Raw genomic sequence first — 16648 nt, forward strand, 5'->3', positions numbered from 1 at the left:
TTGCAGCATTGGCAAAAGACGGTTTCCACCGGCCAAAATTTCCCGGAACCGAGCCATCCTGCGCCGAAAACCGCGATGGACTTGATCGCCAAGCTGTGATTGCGTCTCAGCAGGCCGGATGCAAAATCGGCAAGGGAGGATTTTCAGGCCGTGCAGGGCTGGTTTATCGTCATCATCGCGATCGCCTATGTGACGTTGCTGTTCGTCATCGCCAGCCTCGGCGACCGGCGCTCAACGACATCCGGACCTGACCGGGCCCGGCCCTTCATCTATGCGCTCAGCCTGGCGATCTACTGCACCTCCTGGACGTTCTTCGGTTCGGTCGGCCTTTCCTCCGAGCGCGGCCTTGAGTTCCTCGGCATTTATATCGGCCCGGTGCTGGTGTTCGTGTTCGGCTTTCCGCTGCTTCGGCGCATCGTCAGGCTGGCCAAGACAGAGAAGATCACTTCGATTGCCGACTTCCTCGGCGCCCGCTACGGCAAGAGTTTTGCCGTAGCAGCCATCGCCACGCTGATCGCGACGATCGGCGCGGTACCTTACATGGCGCTGCAGTTGAAGGCGATTTCCGGTTCGGTCAGCCTGATGGTCGAGCATTACACCGGCTCGCCGCCTTCCTTCGATCCCTTCGTCAGCGACATCTCGCTGGTCGTCGCCATGCTGCTTGCGCTGTTTGCGGTGCTGTTCGGCACGCGCCATGCCGACGCCACCGAACACCAGGATGGGCTGGTGCTGGCGGTAGCGGTGGAAACCGTGGTCAAGCTCGCCGCCTTTCTGGCGATCGGCCTGATGGTGACGTTCCTGATCTTCGGCGGCCCAGGCGATATGGTCGACAAGCTGGCGCAGAATACGCAAGTTCAGCAAGCGATGAGCTACAGTACGTCTCTCGCCACCTGGCTGGTGCTGACATGTCTAAGCGGTTTCGCCATCATCATGCTGCCGCGCCAGTTCTACGTCACGATCGTCGAGAACCGCAGCGAGGCCGAACTACGCACCGCGACATGGGTGTTTCCGCTCTATCTGGTGGCGATCAACCTTTTCGTGCTGCCGATCGCGCTCGCCGGTTTGGCGCTGGTCGGCACCAGAACCAGCAGCGACCTCTATGTCCTGTCGCTGCCGCTGCTCAGCGGTCACGATGTGTTGGCCATGGCCGCCTTCATCGGCGGCCTGTCGGCGGCGACAGCGATGGTGATCGTCGAAAGCGTCGCGCTGTCGATCATGATCTCCAACGACCTCATCATTCCGCTGTTTGTGCGTCGCCTGCTCAAGACCACGACATCCGAGAACGAGGACTGGTCAGCGCTCATCCTCAACGTGCGCCGTGCGGCGATCTTCATCATGCTGTTCATCGCCTTCCTCTACTATCGCGAGAGCACCGACAGCGCGCGGCTCTCCTCTATCGGCCTGATGTCCTTCGCCGCCATCGCGCAGTTCGCGCCGGCCTTGATCGGTGGACTGATCTGGCGCGGCGCCAACGGCAGGGGGGCGGCACTCGGCATGGTCGCCGGCATCGTAGTCTGGACCTATACGCTGCTACTTCCTTCGCTCGCCGCGTCCGATACCGGCATCGTCGTCCACGGCCTGTTCGGTTTCGAAGCATTGCGGCCGCAAGCGCTGTTCGGCACCGTCGCCGAGCCGCTGAACCACGGCGTCCTGTGGAGCCTGTCGGTCAACACGCTGTTCTTCGTGCTAGGCTCGCTGTCGCGCGCGTCGGTGCCGCTGGAGCGCATCCAGGCGTCGATTTTCGTGCCGCGCGAGGCGAGCCCGATGCCGAGCCTGCGCCGCTTCCGCACCACAGTCACCGTCAACGACCTCAAAGACACTATCGCGCGCTACCTTGGCGTCGAACGCACTGAACGGTCCTTTCAGTCGTTCGAAAAGAGCAACGGCGCTTCGCTGCACGGCAACGAGCAGGCCAGCATGGACGTCATCCGCTTCTCCGAGCAGCTTCTGGCAAGTGCCGTCGGCTCCTCCTCAGCGCGGCTGATCCTGTCGCTGCTGCTGCGCCGCAACGATCGCGAATCCAAGGACGCCTTCCGCCTGCTCGACGACGCCACCGAGGCGCTGCAGCACAACCGCGACCTGCTGCAGATCGCGCTCGACCAGATGGAACAGGGCATCACCGTCTTCGACAGGGATTTCCGGCTGATCTGCTGGAACCGCCAATATCGGGCGCTGTTCGACCTGCCCGACGAGATGGGGCAGGTCGGCGTCTCGCTCGACCGCATCCTGCGCCATCTGGCCGATCGTGGCGACATTCCGGCCGACCAGCGGGTGGCGATGCTAAACCGCCTCACCAGTTTCGTCAGCCCGTGGCAGATGGAGCTGAAGACCAGCGGCCGCATCCTGGAATTGCGCTCCAACCCGATGCCGGACGGCGGCATCGTCGCCACCTATGCCGACATTTCCGGGCGCGTCGAGCAGGATCTGGCGCTGAAGCGCGCCAATGAAACGCTCGAACAGCGCGTCAAGAACCGCACCGTCGAACTGACCCGCGTCAACGAGGAGCTGGCGCAGGCGCAGATGCTGGCGGAGGAGGCCAATCTCGGCAAGACCCGCTTCCTCGCTGCCGCCGGCCATGACATCCTGCAACCGCTGAACGCTGCTCGTCTCTATTGCTCGTCGCTGATCGAAAAGGCCGGCAAGGGACCTGCGGGCAAGGCTGCGACCAACATCGAATCCGCGCTGGAATCGGTCGAGACCATTCTCGGTGCGGTGCTCGACATTTCCCGTCTTGATGCCGGCGCGATGAAACCGGACGATACGGCCTTCAGCCTGGACGAACTGCTGCGCCAGATCGGCAACGACTTTCAGCCGCTTGCCGCCGAGAAGAAACTCAGCCTGACGATCATGCCATCGTCGCTCAGCGTGACTACTGACCGCAATCTGTTGCGCCGCCTGATCCAGAATCTCGTATCCAATGCCATCAAATACACCCGGCATGGCCGTATCCTGGTCGGCGTGCGGCGTCGCGGCGAACTGGCCGAGATCCAGGTGATCGATACCGGCATCGGCATCGCCGCCGACAAGCTGAACACGGTCTTTCACGAATTCACCCGGCTCGACGAGGGCGCGCGCGAAGCTGACGGCCTCGGGCTCGGCCTTTCCATCGTCGATCGCATCGCTCGCGTCTTACGCCTCGAACTCCAGATCTTTTCAAGCCCGGGCAAGGGCACGCGCTTTTCCGTCATCCTGCCGGTCGCGGCAGTGCAGCAGCCGCGGCGCGAGGTCGAGGCGAAGACGCCGGTCCGCACTGCTGCCTCGCTTGCCGGGCTCCGCGTGCTCTGTATCGACAACGACGCCCGCATGCGCGCCGGGTTGCGGGCGCTGCTCGAAGGCTGGGGCTGCAGCGTCGACACGTTTGCCGGCTCGGGGGATATCGAAGGGTCCGGCATGCATCGCCCCGACATCGTGCTTGCCGACTACCATCTCGACGGCGAGACCGGCCTTGACGCGATCGTTAAACTGCGCGCGATCCACGGCCAGGACATGCCGGCCGTGCTGGTCACCGCCGACCGCTCGAGCGAGGTGCGCGCCACCGCCGGCAGGCTCGACGTGCCGGTGATCAACAAGCCGCTCAAACCAGCAGTGCTGCGCTCGATGATGGCCAGGGTCAGGCCGCTGGCGTCCGCGGCCGAGTAGCGGTCATAATCTTCCTGTTGACCCGGAGCCAAAGGTTCAGCTGGCTGCCGGCAGCGGGTCGCTGCCGATCTTGGACAGCAGGATCACCGCCTGGGTGCGGCTGTCGACGCCAAGCTTCTGCAGAATGGCCGAGACATGCGCCTTGATCGTCGCTTCGGAGACACCGAGTTCGTAGGCGATCTGCTTGTTGAGCAGCCCTTCGCCCAGCATACCGAGCACGCGCGTCTGCTGCGGCGTCAGCGTCTGCAGCCGCTTGATCAGATCGGATATCTCGGGATCGCGCTCGACGCCGAGATCGATGCCGGTGGGCGCGGCGATATCGCCGGCAAGCACCGACTGCACAGCGCTGCGGATCTCCTCCATGCTGGCCGATTTGGAGATGAAACCCGAAGCGCCGAGATCGAACGCGCGCCGGATGGTCACCGGGTCGTCATGCGCCGACACCACCACCAGCGGCACCGTCGGATGGATGCCGCGCAGCGAGATCAGACCGGAAAGGCCGCTCGCGCCCGGCATGGACAGGTCGAGCAGCACCAAATCGACGTCCTCATTGGCCACGACCAGCGCCTTGGCGCTTTCGAAATCGCCGGCCTCGTGAATGCCGGCGACGTTGCCGATGCCGGCAAGCGCCTCTCTCAGCGCGCCGCGAAAAAGCGGATGGTCGTCGGCGATGACGAAAGTGTAGCCTGACGGCACATGGTCCTCCCCAAATACCATTGATGATTGTCTGCTTCTTATGGGATCAGTCGAACGATTATGCGGCGATATCAGCCGTTTTCAAGCGGCAAAGGCTATGCGCCGGCGTTTCCCCCGGGTGAATGGTGCTCAGGTTTTTTGCGGATTGGGCTCGGCGCCATCCTCGCCACTGTCCTTTTCCATGTCCTTGACGATTCCCATGAAGCTGCGCAGGAAGCGCTCCATGTAGCTCATCGTCTTGTTGAAATCCTCCTCGCTGGGCAATGTCGACTCAAAGCGGGCGGCAAGCGAGTTCTCGAGCTTTACCACGCGCTGGTCGAGCGTCGTCACCAAATTCTGCAGCCGGTCGATCTCGTCCTGGAAGGCGGCGCGTTCATCGGCCGCCATCTTGCAGACGAGCTGGCCGGAACGCTCCTCGCAGATCGACATCGCACCGGTCTGCGTGTTCATGCGGACATAGCCATTGGCCGACTTTTCCAGCCGGTAGCGGTCTGCTTCCTCGGAAAAGGCCGATGCCGCGACGAGCGAGACGAGCGCTGCGGGGATTAAGACGTGCTGCGGACGCATATTGTCCTCCATAGCCAGTAAGCGGAATTTATCGCATGTTTGCGCCGGAAATGGGGAAGAACTCTGGCGCACCCTTCCCCGCATGGTTGGTTCGGACTATAGCGCAACCATGTCTCAAATTATCTACAAGATAGTACCTGAACCGTTGTGGCGCGAGGCCGAAAGAGATGGCCGCTTCACCGGCGCGCCGGTCGACCTCGCCGACGGCTTCATCCATTTTTCCACCGCCGACCAGGCCGAGGAAACGGCGGCAAAACACTTTGCCGGCCAGATCGGGCTACTGCTGGTCGCCATCGATGGCGCCAAACTGGGTGATTTGCTGAAATACGAGGTCTCGCGCGGCGGTGCGCTGTTCCCGCATCTTTATGGCCCGCTCGACCTCAGGGCCGTCGTCTGGGTGCAACCGTTGCCGCTCGGCACCGATGGCCTGCACCAATTCCCGACGCTGGAGGCCGAATGAGCGTGCTCGACCGGCTCGGCCAGAGGTTCCTGTTCGCATTCGATCCGGAAGCCGCCCACGGCCTGTCGATCGCCGCGCTGAAATGCGGGCTGCCGATAGCCGGGGGACCCGTGCGCGACGACAGGCTGAAAGTCAGCATCTGCGGCATCGATTTCCCCAATCCGCTCGGCATGGCTGCCGGCTACGACAAGAATGCCGAGGTTCCCGATGCGCTGCTTGGCCTCGGCTTCGGCTTTGCCGAGATCGGGACGATCACGCCGCTGCCGCAGGCCGGCAACCCGAAGCCGCGTATCTTCCGGCTGACATCGGACGAAGCGGTGATCAACCGGCTGGGCTTCAACAATGGGGGTCACGAGGCCGCCGAAGAACGGCTTGCCGCCCGCAAGGGCCGCGCCGGCATCGTCGGCGTCAATATCGGTGCCAACAAGAACAGCACCGACCGCGTCAGTGACTATGAACGCGGTGTTGTCAGGTTTGCGCCATACGCCAACTATCTGACGGTCAACATCTCCTCGCCGAACACGCCGGGTCTGCGCAACATGCAGGCCCGTGAACAGCTTAGCGAGCTCCTATCGCGCGTCATGGCCGCCCGTACGGCAGCGGCAGCGCAGCCGCCCGTCTTCCTCAAGATCGCGCCGGATCTAGTCGAGGCCGAACTGGAGGATATCGCCGCCGAGGTCACCGAGAAGGCAATAGACGGTGTCATCGTCTCCAACACCACCATCGCGCGGCCGAGGCTGCGCAGCGCCGGTCTTGCCGGCGAGACCGGCGGGCTTTCGGGAAAACCGTTGTTCGAGCGTTCGACCATCGCGCTGGCAAAGATGCGGAAACTGCTTGGCCCGGACCGCGCCATCATCGGCGTTGGCGGCGTCGATTCTGCTGATACGGCACTGGAAAAGATCCGCGCCGGCGCCGATCTCGTCCAGCTCTACACCGGCATGATCTACGCCGGGCCTACGCTGCCGGGCCGCATTCTTGCCGGGATGGTCCGGTTCGCGGACAAGCAACGGCTCAAGTCGCTGCGCGAGTTGCGCGATAGCAGCCTCAATCAATGGGCGTCCAAGCCGCTCTAACCCGAAGTCGCTCTAAAACGCCGTCCGCATCCGCACGCGCAAAATGGCAAGCAGGCTGAAGCCGCGCACCAGCAGGAAGACGTGCAGCGCCGCCCACAGGCCGTGATTGCCGAAGGCCGGCGCCAAGATGAGCAAGGCCGCGCTAAAGACAAGGAACGACAAGAGCATCATGTTGCGCATGTCGCGCGACCAGGTCGCGCCAATGAAGACGCCATCCATCTGAAACGCCAGCACGCCGCTGAGTGCGGTGAACGCCGCCCAGGGCAAATAAATGTCGGCAACGGCGCGAACGTCTTCCGAGGTCGTGATCAGCGCAACCAGATCAGTACCGCCCAGCAAAAGGACAAGCGTCGCCGTGGCCGCCAGCCCGAAGCCCCAGAACAGGGTCAGCCGCACCGCCTGCCGGAATTGCACCGCGGCACGCGCGCCCACGGCACGCCCGGCGAGCTGTTCGGCCGCCGTGGCGAAACCGTCGAGGAAATAGCCGGCGATGAGGAAGAAATTCATCAGCACCGCGTTGGCGGCCAACGTCACCGTGCCGAATTGCGCGCCTTGGCGGGTGAACAGCGCGAAGGCGGCGAGCAGCGAAAACGACCGGATCATGATGTCACGGTTGAGCGACATCATGCTCAGGAATGCCGACAGGTCGAGGATGCGATGGCGCGGCAGCCGGGGCGCTGCCCAGAAACGCCGGCCGATGATCGCCAGGCCAAGCAGCATGGCGACGAATTCACCGGTGACGGTCGCCCAGGCGACGCCGGCGACGCCCCAGCCGAGCTCCAGCCCCAGCAGGATGCAGAGCGCAATGTTGATGCCGTTCAGCACCAATTGCAGCATCAGTCCCAGCCCGCCCTCGCCGCGCCCCAGCACATAGCCGAGGATGGCGTAGTTGATCAGCGAGAACGGTGCGGCGAGCAATCTGATGCGGATATAGACGGCCATCGCCTCGCTGACGCGCGGCTCAGCATCCATAAACCATTGTCCGGCGATGGCGACCAGTGGCGCAAGTGCGGCAAACACAATGCCGGCGACGACCGCGATCAGCACGGCACGCCAGAACACCGCCTGTTCCTCCAGTTCGTCGCCGCGTCCGAGAGCCTGGGCGACGAGACCGGTGGTGCCGGAGCGCAGGAAATTGAAGGAGGTGAAGACGACATCGAAGACCAAGGCGCCCGCCGCCAGACCACCGAGAAGGGCAGCGTCGCCCAACTGCCCGACCACGGCCGTGTCGACGATGCCGAGCAGCGGCGTCGTCAGATAGGCAAGCGTCATCGGCACCGCGATGGCGAGCACCGAGCGGTTGGTGACGACGAAAGACCGGCCGTTGGCCGCTGCTGACACCTGATCCAGGACCCGATTCCCCATCGTGGCTTGATCGAACGGCCGATGTGGCCCAGTTTCCGGACGCCGCGCAACCACTCATCCCGCCACGGCCAACCGAAACCCGCCTCTGGCGCACCCGCCGTAAACCACCCAAATGCCCCTGCAGATCGTTCATCATCCCGACTACGACGCCGGCTTCGCCGTCAACCATCGCTTCCCCATGAGCAAATACAAGCTGCTGATGGAAGCCTTGGGCGCGCGCGGACTGACCGGCCCCGCCGCTCTCAACGTGCCCGAACCGGCGCCGGCATCATGGCTGAAGCTTGCCCATGCCGCCGGTTATGTCGACCAGGTGCTGGCCTGCGAAGTGCCTGAAAAAATCGAGCGCGAGATCGGCTTTCCGGTGGGCCCGCGCGTCTCGCTCAGGGCGCAGCTCGCAACGGGCGGCACCGTGCTGGCAGCGCGGCTGGCGTTGCTGAACGGCATCGCCTGCAATACCGCCGGCGGCAGCCATCATGCGCGGCGCGCGCAAGGCGCCGGCTTCTGCACCTTCAACGATGTTGCCGTGGCTTCACTGGTGCTGCTTGCCGAAGCTGCCACCGGCAACATCCTGATCGTCGATCTCGACGTGCATCAGGGCGACGGCACGGCGGACATTGTTGGCGAGGAGCGGCGCGTGTTCACCTTTTCCATGCATGGCGACCGCAACTATCCGACGCGAAAGATCGCTTCCGACCTCGACATCGCTCTGCCCGATGGCACCCGCGATGCGGCCTATCTCGAAAGGTTGGGCGGCGTCCTGCCGGAACTCACCGCCAAGGCGCGGTGGGACATCGTTTTCTACAATGCCGGGGTTGACGTTCATGCCGAGGACCGGCTTGGCAGGTTGTCGTTGTCGAACGAGGGGCTGCGCGCCCGCGACGACATGGTGATCCGTCATTTCCGCGCGCGCGGCGTCCCGGTCTGCGGAGTTATCGGCGGTGGCTATTCGACTGATGTGGCGGCCCTCGCCGCGCGCCATTCCATCCTGTTCGAAGTGGCGTCAGGCTTCGCCTGACGGCCTTCTAGGATTTCCCTGCCGAACCACAGGTCAGCGGAGCTTTGCTACACTGACCTTCGGCTCGGGTCATGCTCTATTTCCGATAGTTGGCGATCCTGAGCAGGATGAAGGCCGGAATGACGATCGCCGCGCCCAGCAGGATATAGCCGAGAAAACGGTCAATGGCGCGGAAGCCCAGATTCCAGAGATCGACGAAGAAATTCCGGATACCGTAGAGCACATCCATCGGCGACCAGCCGAATGCGTTCATGACAAGGCCGACGAGGAACGATACCACCAGCAGCTTCAGGAACACCCGGAGCGGCGAATCGCCGAGAAAGCGCGTCAGTGCGGACAAGGGATGTCTCCAGATTCGGTTGCCCCGATTCGGGCACAGGTCCAGAAATACGCACTTGCCGCGCTGGCATCAAGGCGGGTCGCCGACTCCCAGCTGCTCCGGATGGCGGCTTGCCTATGTTGCAACGCAGCCCGCTGTGACCTGGCAATTTCGAAATACTGGCCGGCTTTTGCCACAGACGATGCCCTTGCCACGACGGCGTAACAGTCGGACGTCTGGCGAGGCACGAGTGCACGCTTAACGATTGCCCGAATGCCGGCTTGCGTGGTAACGAGGCTGCTGCGCGGGTATGATGTAATGGTAGCTTGTCAGCTTCCCAAGCTGAACGCGCGGGTTCGATTCCCGCTACCCGCTCCAGCTTACCCTGAAGGGATTGAGGTTGATGGCAATCTGCGAGCGGTAGACGCCAACTTGGCCTCCAAGGTAGGCATCATCGGCGGAATGAAGTCGAGCCGGCCGGCGTCGGCAGTCACAGGTTGCCCACCCGATCGGGTCTAGGTCGGCGGCATATAACGTGATTCTAATGAGAGGCGGCAACAAAGGATGCTGATCCGCGTTGCTGGTCAAAAGGCACCGCGATGTTCGGGAAAGACCTCTTGGTTCGCATGCTCGACCGCCGCGACACCCTGCCGCCAGACGAGATCGCGCTTATTGAGGCTCTTCCGGTCCGGCCGGTAACTTTCGGACCCGATGAGGAGATCGTCAGGGAGGGTTCCCGCCCCGCCGAAAGCTGTCTTGTCGCGAATGGTTTCGCAGTTCGAAACCAGGCTATTCGGGAAGGAAAGCGTCAAATAACGGCAATTCACGTGCCGGGAGACTTTGTCGATCTGCATAGTTTACTGTTAAAAGTGATGGATCACAGCGTGAGCGCCCTGGGTTCGTGCGATGTAGTTTTCATTCGACACAAAGACCTGCTCACAGCAATGGGTGGAAGTCCACATCTCGCCCGGATGCTCTGGCTTTCGACGACTATCGATGCCTCAATCCAACGAACTTGGATAACCTGCCTCGGGCGTCGCTCCGCCAAACAGCATCTCGCACATATAATTTGCGAGTTGTATGTCCGGTTAGAAATAGTTGGATTGGCCTCTGACCAGACGTTTGCAATTCCACTGACGCAAGCGGAATTGAGCGACGTGCTTGGTCTATCAGTAGTTCACGTGAACCGGACGCTGCAGGATCTTCGAGCGAAGGACCTGGTTATCTGGAAAGACAGGAGGATTGTTATCCTGGATTTCCAGCGATTGGCCTTACTGGCCGACTTTGATGCGACCTACCTAAATCTCTTCCATGAACCGCGGTGACCGCCTCGGCCAGGACGCGTCAGCGCTGATGCGATCAAGATTTCTCGTCAACTAAACAATGTGAATGAGCCCTCGCTCCGGATCGATTACGGCTGGGTTCAATTGACACGGTTGACGTCAAAGAAGGATTGAACATGCGTGAACTCGAAAATCTCATCGAACATTATGTAAATATTCGCAGGCGGCGCCATAGTTTCATCTCGACGGGCCTCGCCGTTAAGCGCTCAAACAGATTGTTCCGGCACGTTCGGTCTCTGATTCCGACCTAGCGAACATGATTGCTAATCGTGCAATAGACTACAACCTTCCGGTGAGCTTTGACCTTAATGAGAGCTAGGCGTGGTGCCTCGTTATACTAACCTTAAACCCTGAAGCCCATGCGCAGAGCCGTGGACCAATGACCGCACGGCCTAGGTCCGCGTCTTGGCACACGGCGCGTGCGAACTTCCATGAGACTTCAACGGGCTCGCCGGTTGTTTCACTATCACTAATTTAGTTTGAAGTGATGGAACCTGTTTGCCCCCGGCAAGTTCGGTAGGCAATGGAGGAGATTGCCACCATGAACAGTGTCATTTATCTCATCGGCCTTGTCGTCGTCGTGCTTGCGATCCTCTCCTTCCTCGGATTCCATTAGGAGAACACCATGCAGCGCGAAGACGATCAGGGCCGTAAGCCGGCCGATTTCGAAACAGCCAAAAGCGAACTGTCCGAGCGGTTCCAGCAGGAAACGCAGACCGCGACAGAGGCGCTCCACGATGCGCGCGACGAACTCACCAGGAAGGCGGGCGACTACGCTGCTGACGCCAAGCAGGCGTTGTTCGACAAGGCCGAGGGAACACAGCGCGATATCAGCTCCAACCTAAAGGCCTTTAGCGGAGCGTTGCGAGCAGCAAGCGAGCATCTGGCCAATAATGATCAACGGACCGCTTCGAAGTTCACCCTCGATGCCGCCGGCGCACTTGAACGCCTTTCATCTTCGTTGAAGGACAAACCATTCGAAGACGTGCTTGGCGAGATGCGGTCGTTCGGCCGCGAAAATTCAGGTGCGCTGATCGCCGGTTCAGTGTTGGCAGGCCTGGCGCTAGGGCGGTTTATCAAGAGCTCGCCACCATCTGCCCGGACCGAGACTCAGAGTCGATCGCAACCAGACGGGGGTTCAGAAACGGTTTGGAACTCGGATAAGTCCGCTACGCGATCGACAGAGGCATCTGACACGACGCCGTCCCGCTTCAACCAGCCCAGAGGCGACAGGGACGTGGCCGGCGACGACTGGGCCGGCGCCGGCCTGGAGCAGAACCCATGACCAACAACCAGGAAAGTCGCGGCCTCGCAACCCTCGTCAGCGATCTGGCACAGCAGGTCACAACGCTGCTTCAAACCGAAAGTAGGCTGTTGCGGGCCGAAATGTCGGAAAAACTTAGCAAGGCCGGCGCAGGCGCCGCCGAGATTCTGGCCGGCGCCATATGTCTTCTCGCGGCCTTGATGGTGCTTTTGCAAGCACTCGTAATCGCCCTGGCAAGTGCCGGGCTGGGAGCGGGGTGGTCCTCGCTGCTGGTCGGGATCGCTGTCGCGATACTGGGAATCATTCTCTTGCGCTCTGGCACGAAAAGCATGGCTCCTTCCGAGCTGACGCCCGATCGCACACAAGACCAACTCAAGCGCGACGCGCGCGTGATCAAGGATCAAATAAGATGAGCGACAAATCCGCAGCCGAGCTCGAACGCGATGCCGACATCGCCCGAGCCAAAGTAGCAGACACCGCCGATTCGATCCGCAGCAAGATGACACCGGGTCAATTGATCGACGAATTTACCGGAATGTTCGCCGGCGGCGAGGGATCGGCCATGCTTGGCAACCTCAAGTCGCAAGTCAGGGACAACCCGTTGCCGCTGACGTTGATTGGAGCCGGGCTGGCGTGGCTTATGCTCGGCAACGGCACGTCAGGAACCAGTTCAGCAGCTGCCACATATCGGACAGGCACGGCTCCCGACGCTTTCTCCGACCTGCGCGGCGACGATTTCAGCCAGGGCAACGAAGGGTCCGGAATCGGGGCGATGCTCTCCGATACCGCCGGTTCAGTTACATCAGCAGCAAGCGGCGCGGCCGAAGCTGCAGCAAACGCTGCAACTGGCGCCAAGGAGAGGATGACAAAAACCGCCGGACAGCTCGGCTCAAGCGCCAGCGAGATAACGGCTCGGACGCGCCAATCGGCACAAGAGCTCTTCGAGCGCGAACCGCTGGCTATCGCCGCAGTCGGACTTGCGCTGGGCACTGCCATCGGGGTGATGCTGCCCCACACAGCCACAGAGGACGAGCACCTTGGCGCCTACCGCGACAAAATTCGCGACAGTGCGGAGGAGGTTTTCGAAATGGGTCTGGAGCAAGCAAAGCAAGTTGCCGCCGAGGCCTACGAAACGGTCAAGGAAGAGGCCGACCGGCAAGGCTCGGGTGGAGATGCCGACACGCTGGCAGGCAAGGTCGGCAAGGTCGTGGAGTCGACCGCAAAGCGAACCGAGGAAGCCATTCGCGATCGTTTGCCGGGGTCGTCGGACGGGTCTTCTACAAGCTCATAGCGGCTCCACCAGGCTGCGAGAGCAGGTCTGCTGGCTTGCTACGGAGCCAGCTCGTCGGTGGTGTGGGCGACCTCGTTCTTGAATTCGACTTTCGTGCCCGGCTGCACCATGGAGCCGAGATCTTCGGCATCCCAATTGGTCAGTCGGATGCAGCCATGCGAGAAGGTCGTGCCGATCTTGCCCGGTTCGGGCGTGCCGTGGATGCCGTAGCTTTCGATGGAGAGATCGATCCAGACCGATCCCACCGGATTGTTCGGCCCGGCAGCGATGGTGAAGGGCCGCTTGGTCTTGACTCCCTTGAAAGCGAAGTCCGGATCATAGTGATAGGTCGGGTTGCGCACCACGCGCCTGACCTCCGCCATGCCGCTTGGCGCCGGGTTTTCATCGCTCCCAATCGAGGCGGGGTAGACTGCGAGCCATTTGCCGGAAGGATCGAGCACCCGCACCAGGCGAGCGCCCTTGTCGACCTCGATGCGGGCAACGCCAGCGGGAGGATCGCCCCGGCCAATATCAGGCACCACCAAGGTCCTGCCGGCCTTCCTGAAGCCGATGCCCGGATTGAGCATCCTGAGCAACTGTTCGCTGATATGGAAGCGCTCCGCCAGCTTCTCCGCCGCGGTGCGATAGCCGAGCCGCCGCAGCCGGGCCATCCTCTCCATGCGAGCCGGAATACGCCTGGTGAAGGGTCCGCGCACATCCTTGCGCGTCAGCTCATAGGTGACCAGCACCGGGTTGGCCGAGGTTGTCATTAACTTGTCCCAGGTCTCCCGAGTGAGCTTGCCGTCGGGATGGAGGCCGTTCGCCGTCTGAAAGGCGCTAACCGCCTTCGTGAAGTTCTGTGAAAGGCGGCCGTCGATCAGACCCGGCGAGAAGCGGGCGCGATCCAAAAGAATCTGCGCCTTCAGCACGGTCGGATCGACACCCTTCGGTTCGCCGGCGGCGAACTGGGCCTGATTGACGGTGGTCAGGTCCAGCTTGGCCGCCCCCGTCCCGCCGCATGCGAAGGCAAGCGTCGCGGCGAATACGAGGAGAAACCTGATCATCGATAGCCTCGCTGGGACTGCAACAGGAGCCCGCCTCTATGACGCGGCACAGCCCTGCGTGGTTCCTTCGCTCGAGCGATATTCTGAATTGAAGCGACATGACCGAAGAGCCGGGCACTGCGAAAGCTATGCAACGGATTGGCGATGGATTGCTTGTTTTTAACGCCGTCAGCCTACCTCTCTCAAAATGAAGTCGTGCAGCATCTTGGCCGCCGGCGACAGCGCGCGATTTTTAACGGTGATCAGGCTGTAAGGCCTGACCTCGATGTCGAACTCGGTCTGGACAACGTCGATGGCGCCGGCCAGCCCCTCGGGGTTCTGGATGAATTTCGCCACCTGGATCGACACCGGCGCGATGGCGTCCGACTGCGCGACCATGACCAGGGTCAGGAGCAGGGAGCTGGTGTTGAGGATGCGATCCGGCAGCGCGATGTTGCGGTTCAGGAAATTGCTCTCCATCGCCTGGCGCAGCGGCGAGCCGCCCGACTGGAAAACCCAGTCGTAGGCGGCGGTCTCCTCCAGCCGCACCGCCTTACCCTTAGCCAGCGGGTGGCCGCGGCGCACGATCAGGCAGGCTTTTTCGACGCCGATAACGCGGGCCTCGAACAGCCGTGGATTAAGGTCGTCGGGGATGCGCGCGATGATGAAATCGTGACGTGTGGCGATCAGCTCGCGCGCCAGCACATTGGAAGTCTCGACCTGCATAGTGATCTCGATACGCGGATAGATGCGCCGGATTTCGCGGATCGCCGGCACGGCGAGCTCGATCGCAGGGGCGGTCACCGCGCCGAGGAACACCGAGCCGCCCTTGCCCGCCTTGAGCTCGGATATCTCGCGGTCGACTTCACGCATCTCGAGCAGGATCGAACGCGCGCGCCTCGCCAACGCCTTGCCATAGGGTGTCAGCGTGATGCCGCGCGGCAGCCTTTCGCACAACTTGACATCGAGCACCGCCTCCATCTCAGCGATCATGCGCGAGGCGGCGGGCTGCGAAATGTTCATGACCTGGGCTGCCGCGCTGACCCGGCCATGGTCATCGAGGGCTGCGATCATACGCATGTGGCGCAGGCTGAGGCCGCTGCGCAGCAGGGTCTCACTCCTGCCGGGACTTTCGCCATAATTGTCTGAAAGTCCAGCAGGATCCCGTAGCGCCGCCATGATCTCCGTTTGCTCCTCGCTCGTGGTCGGCCGGCAATCCGGCCAGGTCTGTTGTCCACTTTCAGTATATCAGTTTGGGTATAGCAACCACCAAAGATCGCATTTGACAGTTATGGCAAAGAGCCACACCCTTCGCACGTCCTGAGGCTTGACCGTCGCCAGCGAGAAAAATCGCATCGACCGGAACCGGAGTCTCAGGGCCGATTGGGAGGATACCGGAGATCGATATGACGGCAGCGGCGCGTTTGGCGCTCCTGCACGATCGCGCGGCCCACGAAACCCAGGGTGCGCGTCCATCAACCAGGGAGAGTTAATGTGAAGATCATCAAGACACTGGCCGCAGTCGCGGCCCTTGGCATCGCGGCCATGACGGTCCCGGCGCAGGCAGGCGAAGGCCTCGTCGGCGTGCTGATGCCGACCAAGACCTCGCAGCGCTGGATCAACGACGGCGACGCCGTCAAGTCCCAGCTCGAGGCTTTGGGCTACACTGTCGACCTGCAATATGCGCAGGACGATATCCCCAATCAGCTCAGCCAGCTGGAAAACGAAATCACCAAGGGCCCGAAGGCGCTGATCATCGCCTCGATCGACGGCACCACGTTGTCGGACGCGCTGCAGAAGGCGGCTGACGCCGGCGTCGTCGTCGTCGCTTATGACCGGCTGATCAAGAAGACCCCGAATGTCGACTACTATACCACGTTCGACAATTTCGGCGTCGGCGTCATCCAGGCCAAATCGCTGCTCAAGGGCCTCGGCTATCCGGAAAACAAGGGCCCGTTCAACGTCGAGCTGTTCGGCGGTTCGCCGGACGACAACAACGCCTTCTTCTTCTACGACGGCGCGATGTCCGTTCTCCAGCCGCTGATCGACGACAAGACCCTCGTCGTGAAGTCCGGCCAGATGGGCATGGACAAGGTCGGCACGCTCCGCTGGCTGGCAGCGACGGCGCAGGCCCGCATGGACAATCTGCTCTCCGCCAATTATTCGGATGGCAGCCGCGTCGATGGCGTACTTTCGCCGTATGACGGTCTGTCGCGCGGCATCATCGCCTCGTTGCGCGCCGTCGGTTACGGCACGGCCGATCAGCCCTGGCCGATCGTCACCGGCCAGGACGCCGAAACCGCTTCGGTCAAGGCGATCATCGCCGGCGAGCAGTACTCGACCGTGTTCAAGGACACCCGCGAACTCGCCAAGGCGACGGTCGAGCTCGTCGACAAAGTGCTCTCGGGTGGCAAGCCGGAAGGCCTCGATACCAAGACCTACAACAACGACGTCAAGGTCGTCCCCTCGATCCTGCTGACGCCGCATGAGGTCGACAAGTCGAACTACCAGGCGCTGGTGGTCGATTCCGGCTACATCAAGGCCGAAGAACTGAAGTAACCGCAGTTGTAAAACCCGGGGTCCTGCGTAACGCA

The 16648-nt window shown here is 62.1% G+C and carries 15 protein-coding genes and 1 tRNA gene; 10 read left to right on the forward strand and 6 right to left on the reverse strand.

What is annotated here, in order from left to right; translation table 11 throughout:
• Window positions 1-150 precede the first annotated feature (150 nt).
• A complete protein-coding gene (locus NKH12_RS00150) occupies window positions 151-3639 on the forward strand; it encodes a hybrid sensor histidine kinase/response regulator (protein ID WP_352951320.1) in 3489 nt (1162 codons plus the stop codon).
• 36 nt (window positions 3640-3675) lie between these two features.
• On the opposite strand, the gene NKH12_RS00155 is transcribed toward NKH12_RS00150, so the two are convergent.
• Both NKH12_RS00155 and NKH12_RS00160 read right to left on the reverse strand, forming a co-directional pair.
• Window positions 3676-4335 (reverse strand): response regulator transcription factor, encoded by a 660-nt coding sequence (locus NKH12_RS00155; protein ID WP_352951425.1) that lies wholly within the window; start codon window positions 4333-4335, stop codon window positions 3676-3678.
• 129 nt (window positions 4336-4464) lie between these two features.
• Window positions 4465-4902 (reverse strand): hypothetical protein, encoded by a 438-nt coding sequence (locus tag NKH12_RS00160; RefSeq protein WP_352951321.1) that lies wholly within the window; start codon window positions 4900-4902, stop codon window positions 4465-4467.
• 109 nt (window positions 4903-5011) lie between these two features.
• Here NKH12_RS00160 and NKH12_RS00165 point away from each other — a divergent pair, with 109 nt between their 5' ends.
• Window positions 5012-5362: a DUF952 domain-containing protein gene (locus tag NKH12_RS00165; protein WP_352951322.1), complete on the forward strand. Its 351-nt coding sequence runs from the start codon at window positions 5012-5014 to the stop codon at window positions 5360-5362.
• A complete protein-coding gene (locus tag NKH12_RS00170) occupies window positions 5359-6435 on the forward strand; it encodes a quinone-dependent dihydroorotate dehydrogenase (protein WP_352951323.1) in 1077 nt (358 codons plus the stop codon). Before NKH12_RS00165 ends, NKH12_RS00170 begins: the two co-directional genes overlap by 4 nt.
• Window positions 6436-6447: 12 nt before the next feature.
• On the opposite strand, the gene NKH12_RS00175 is transcribed toward NKH12_RS00170, so the two are convergent.
• The gene (locus tag NKH12_RS00175; RefSeq protein WP_352951324.1) at window positions 6448-7800 is read right to left on the reverse strand and encodes an MATE family efflux transporter; all 1353 of its coding nucleotides are present in this window, start codon (window positions 7798-7800) and stop codon (window positions 6448-6450) included.
• Window positions 7801-7912: 112 nt separating this feature from the next.
• On the opposite strand from NKH12_RS00175, the gene NKH12_RS00180 reads away from it, so the two are divergent.
• Window positions 7913-8815, forward strand: coding sequence for a histone deacetylase family protein (locus tag NKH12_RS00180; RefSeq protein WP_352951325.1), 903 nt, complete (start codon window positions 7913-7915; stop codon window positions 8813-8815).
• A gap of 76 nt (window positions 8816-8891) precedes the next feature.
• Here the strand turns inward: NKH12_RS00180 and NKH12_RS00185 are convergent, their stop codons facing one another.
• Window positions 8892-9155: a DUF6460 domain-containing protein gene (locus NKH12_RS00185; protein ID WP_135933443.1), complete on the reverse strand. Its 264-nt coding sequence runs from the start codon at window positions 9153-9155 to the stop codon at window positions 8892-8894.
• 283 nt (window positions 9156-9438) lie between these two features.
• On the opposite strand from NKH12_RS00185, the gene NKH12_RS00190 reads away from it, so the two are divergent.
• The 5 genes from NKH12_RS00190 (at window position 9439) to NKH12_RS00210 (ending at window position 13032) form a co-directional block, all read left to right on the forward strand.
• A tRNA-Gly gene (locus tag NKH12_RS00190) sits at window positions 9439-9512 on the forward strand.
• A 221-nt stretch (window positions 9513-9733) separates the two neighbouring features.
• A complete protein-coding gene (locus NKH12_RS00195) occupies window positions 9734-10459 on the forward strand; it encodes a Crp/Fnr family transcriptional regulator (RefSeq protein ID WP_352951326.1) in 726 nt (241 codons plus the stop codon).
• A 643-nt stretch (window positions 10460-11102) separates the two neighbouring features.
• Window positions 11103-11762 (forward strand): hypothetical protein, encoded by a 660-nt coding sequence (locus NKH12_RS00200; protein ID WP_352951327.1) that lies wholly within the window; start codon window positions 11103-11105, stop codon window positions 11760-11762.
• Complete coding sequence (locus NKH12_RS00205; RefSeq protein ID WP_352951328.1) at window positions 11759-12154, forward strand: phage holin family protein; 396 nt, start codon at window positions 11759-11761, stop codon at window positions 12152-12154. Before NKH12_RS00200 ends, NKH12_RS00205 begins: the two co-directional genes overlap by 4 nt.
• Window positions 12151-13032: a hypothetical protein gene (locus tag NKH12_RS00210; RefSeq protein WP_352951329.1), complete on the forward strand. Its 882-nt coding sequence runs from the start codon at window positions 12151-12153 to the stop codon at window positions 13030-13032. The genes NKH12_RS00205 and NKH12_RS00210 overlap by 4 nt, the downstream gene beginning before the upstream one ends.
• Before the next feature lie 38 nt (window positions 13033-13070).
• Here the strand turns inward: NKH12_RS00210 and NKH12_RS00215 are convergent, their stop codons facing one another.
• Window positions 13071-14075 carry a L,D-transpeptidase family protein gene (locus NKH12_RS00215; protein WP_352951330.1) on the reverse strand — a complete coding sequence of 335 codons (1005 nt, stop codon included), beginning with the start codon at window positions 14073-14075 and terminating at the stop codon, window positions 13071-13073.
• Between the two features lie 168 nt (window positions 14076-14243).
• Window positions 14244-15233, reverse strand: a complete 990-nt coding sequence (locus NKH12_RS00220; RefSeq protein WP_352951331.1) for a LysR family transcriptional regulator — start codon at window positions 15231-15233, stop codon at window positions 14244-14246.
• A 315-nt stretch (window positions 15234-15548) separates the two neighbouring features.
• On the opposite strand from NKH12_RS00220, the gene chvE reads away from it, so the two are divergent.
• Entirely contained in the window at window positions 15549-16613 is a 1065-nt protein-coding gene (gene chvE / locus NKH12_RS00225) for a multiple monosaccharide ABC transporter substrate-binding protein (RefSeq protein ID WP_352951332.1), read from the forward strand.
• Window positions 16614-16648 lie beyond the last annotated feature (35 nt).

The organism is Mesorhizobium sp. M1322, assembly GCF_040318085.1.
GTDB lineage: Bacteria > Pseudomonadota > Alphaproteobacteria > Rhizobiales > Rhizobiaceae > Mesorhizobium.

What these genes read in the sequence shown, in the direction of transcription:
- NKH12_RS00160 (WP_352951321.1), bottom strand. Translation starts at nt 4,902, where the DNA reads ATGCGTCCGCAGCACGTCTTAATCCCCGCAGCGCTCGTCTCGCTCGTC.
- NKH12_RS00165 (WP_352951322.1), top strand. Translation starts at nt 5,012, where the DNA reads ATGTCTCAAATTATCTACAAGATAGTACCTGAACCGTTGTGGCGCGAG.
- NKH12_RS00170 (WP_352951323.1), top strand. Translation starts at nt 5,359, where the DNA reads ATGAGCGTGCTCGACCGGCTCGGCCAGAGGTTCCTGTTCGCATTCGAT.
- NKH12_RS00175 (WP_352951324.1), bottom strand. Translation starts at nt 7,800, where the DNA reads ATGGGGAATCGGGTCCTGGATCAGGTGTCAGCAGCGGCCAACGGCCGG.
- NKH12_RS00180 (WP_352951325.1), top strand. Translation starts at nt 7,913, where the DNA reads ATGCCCCTGCAGATCGTTCATCATCCCGACTACGACGCCGGCTTCGCC.
- NKH12_RS00195 (WP_352951326.1), top strand. Translation starts at nt 9,734, where the DNA reads ATGTTCGGGAAAGACCTCTTGGTTCGCATGCTCGACCGCCGCGACACC.
- NKH12_RS00200 (WP_352951327.1), top strand. Translation starts at nt 11,103, where the DNA reads ATGCAGCGCGAAGACGATCAGGGCCGTAAGCCGGCCGATTTCGAAACA.
- NKH12_RS00205 (WP_352951328.1), top strand. Translation starts at nt 11,759, where the DNA reads ATGACCAACAACCAGGAAAGTCGCGGCCTCGCAACCCTCGTCAGCGAT.
- NKH12_RS00210 (WP_352951329.1), top strand. Translation starts at nt 12,151, where the DNA reads ATGAGCGACAAATCCGCAGCCGAGCTCGAACGCGATGCCGACATCGCC.
- NKH12_RS00215 (WP_352951330.1), bottom strand. Translation starts at nt 14,075, where the DNA reads ATGATCAGGTTTCTCCTCGTATTCGCCGCGACGCTTGCCTTCGCATGC.
- NKH12_RS00220 (WP_352951331.1), bottom strand. Translation starts at nt 15,233, where the DNA reads ATGGCGGCGCTACGGGATCCTGCTGGACTTTCAGACAATTATGGCGAA.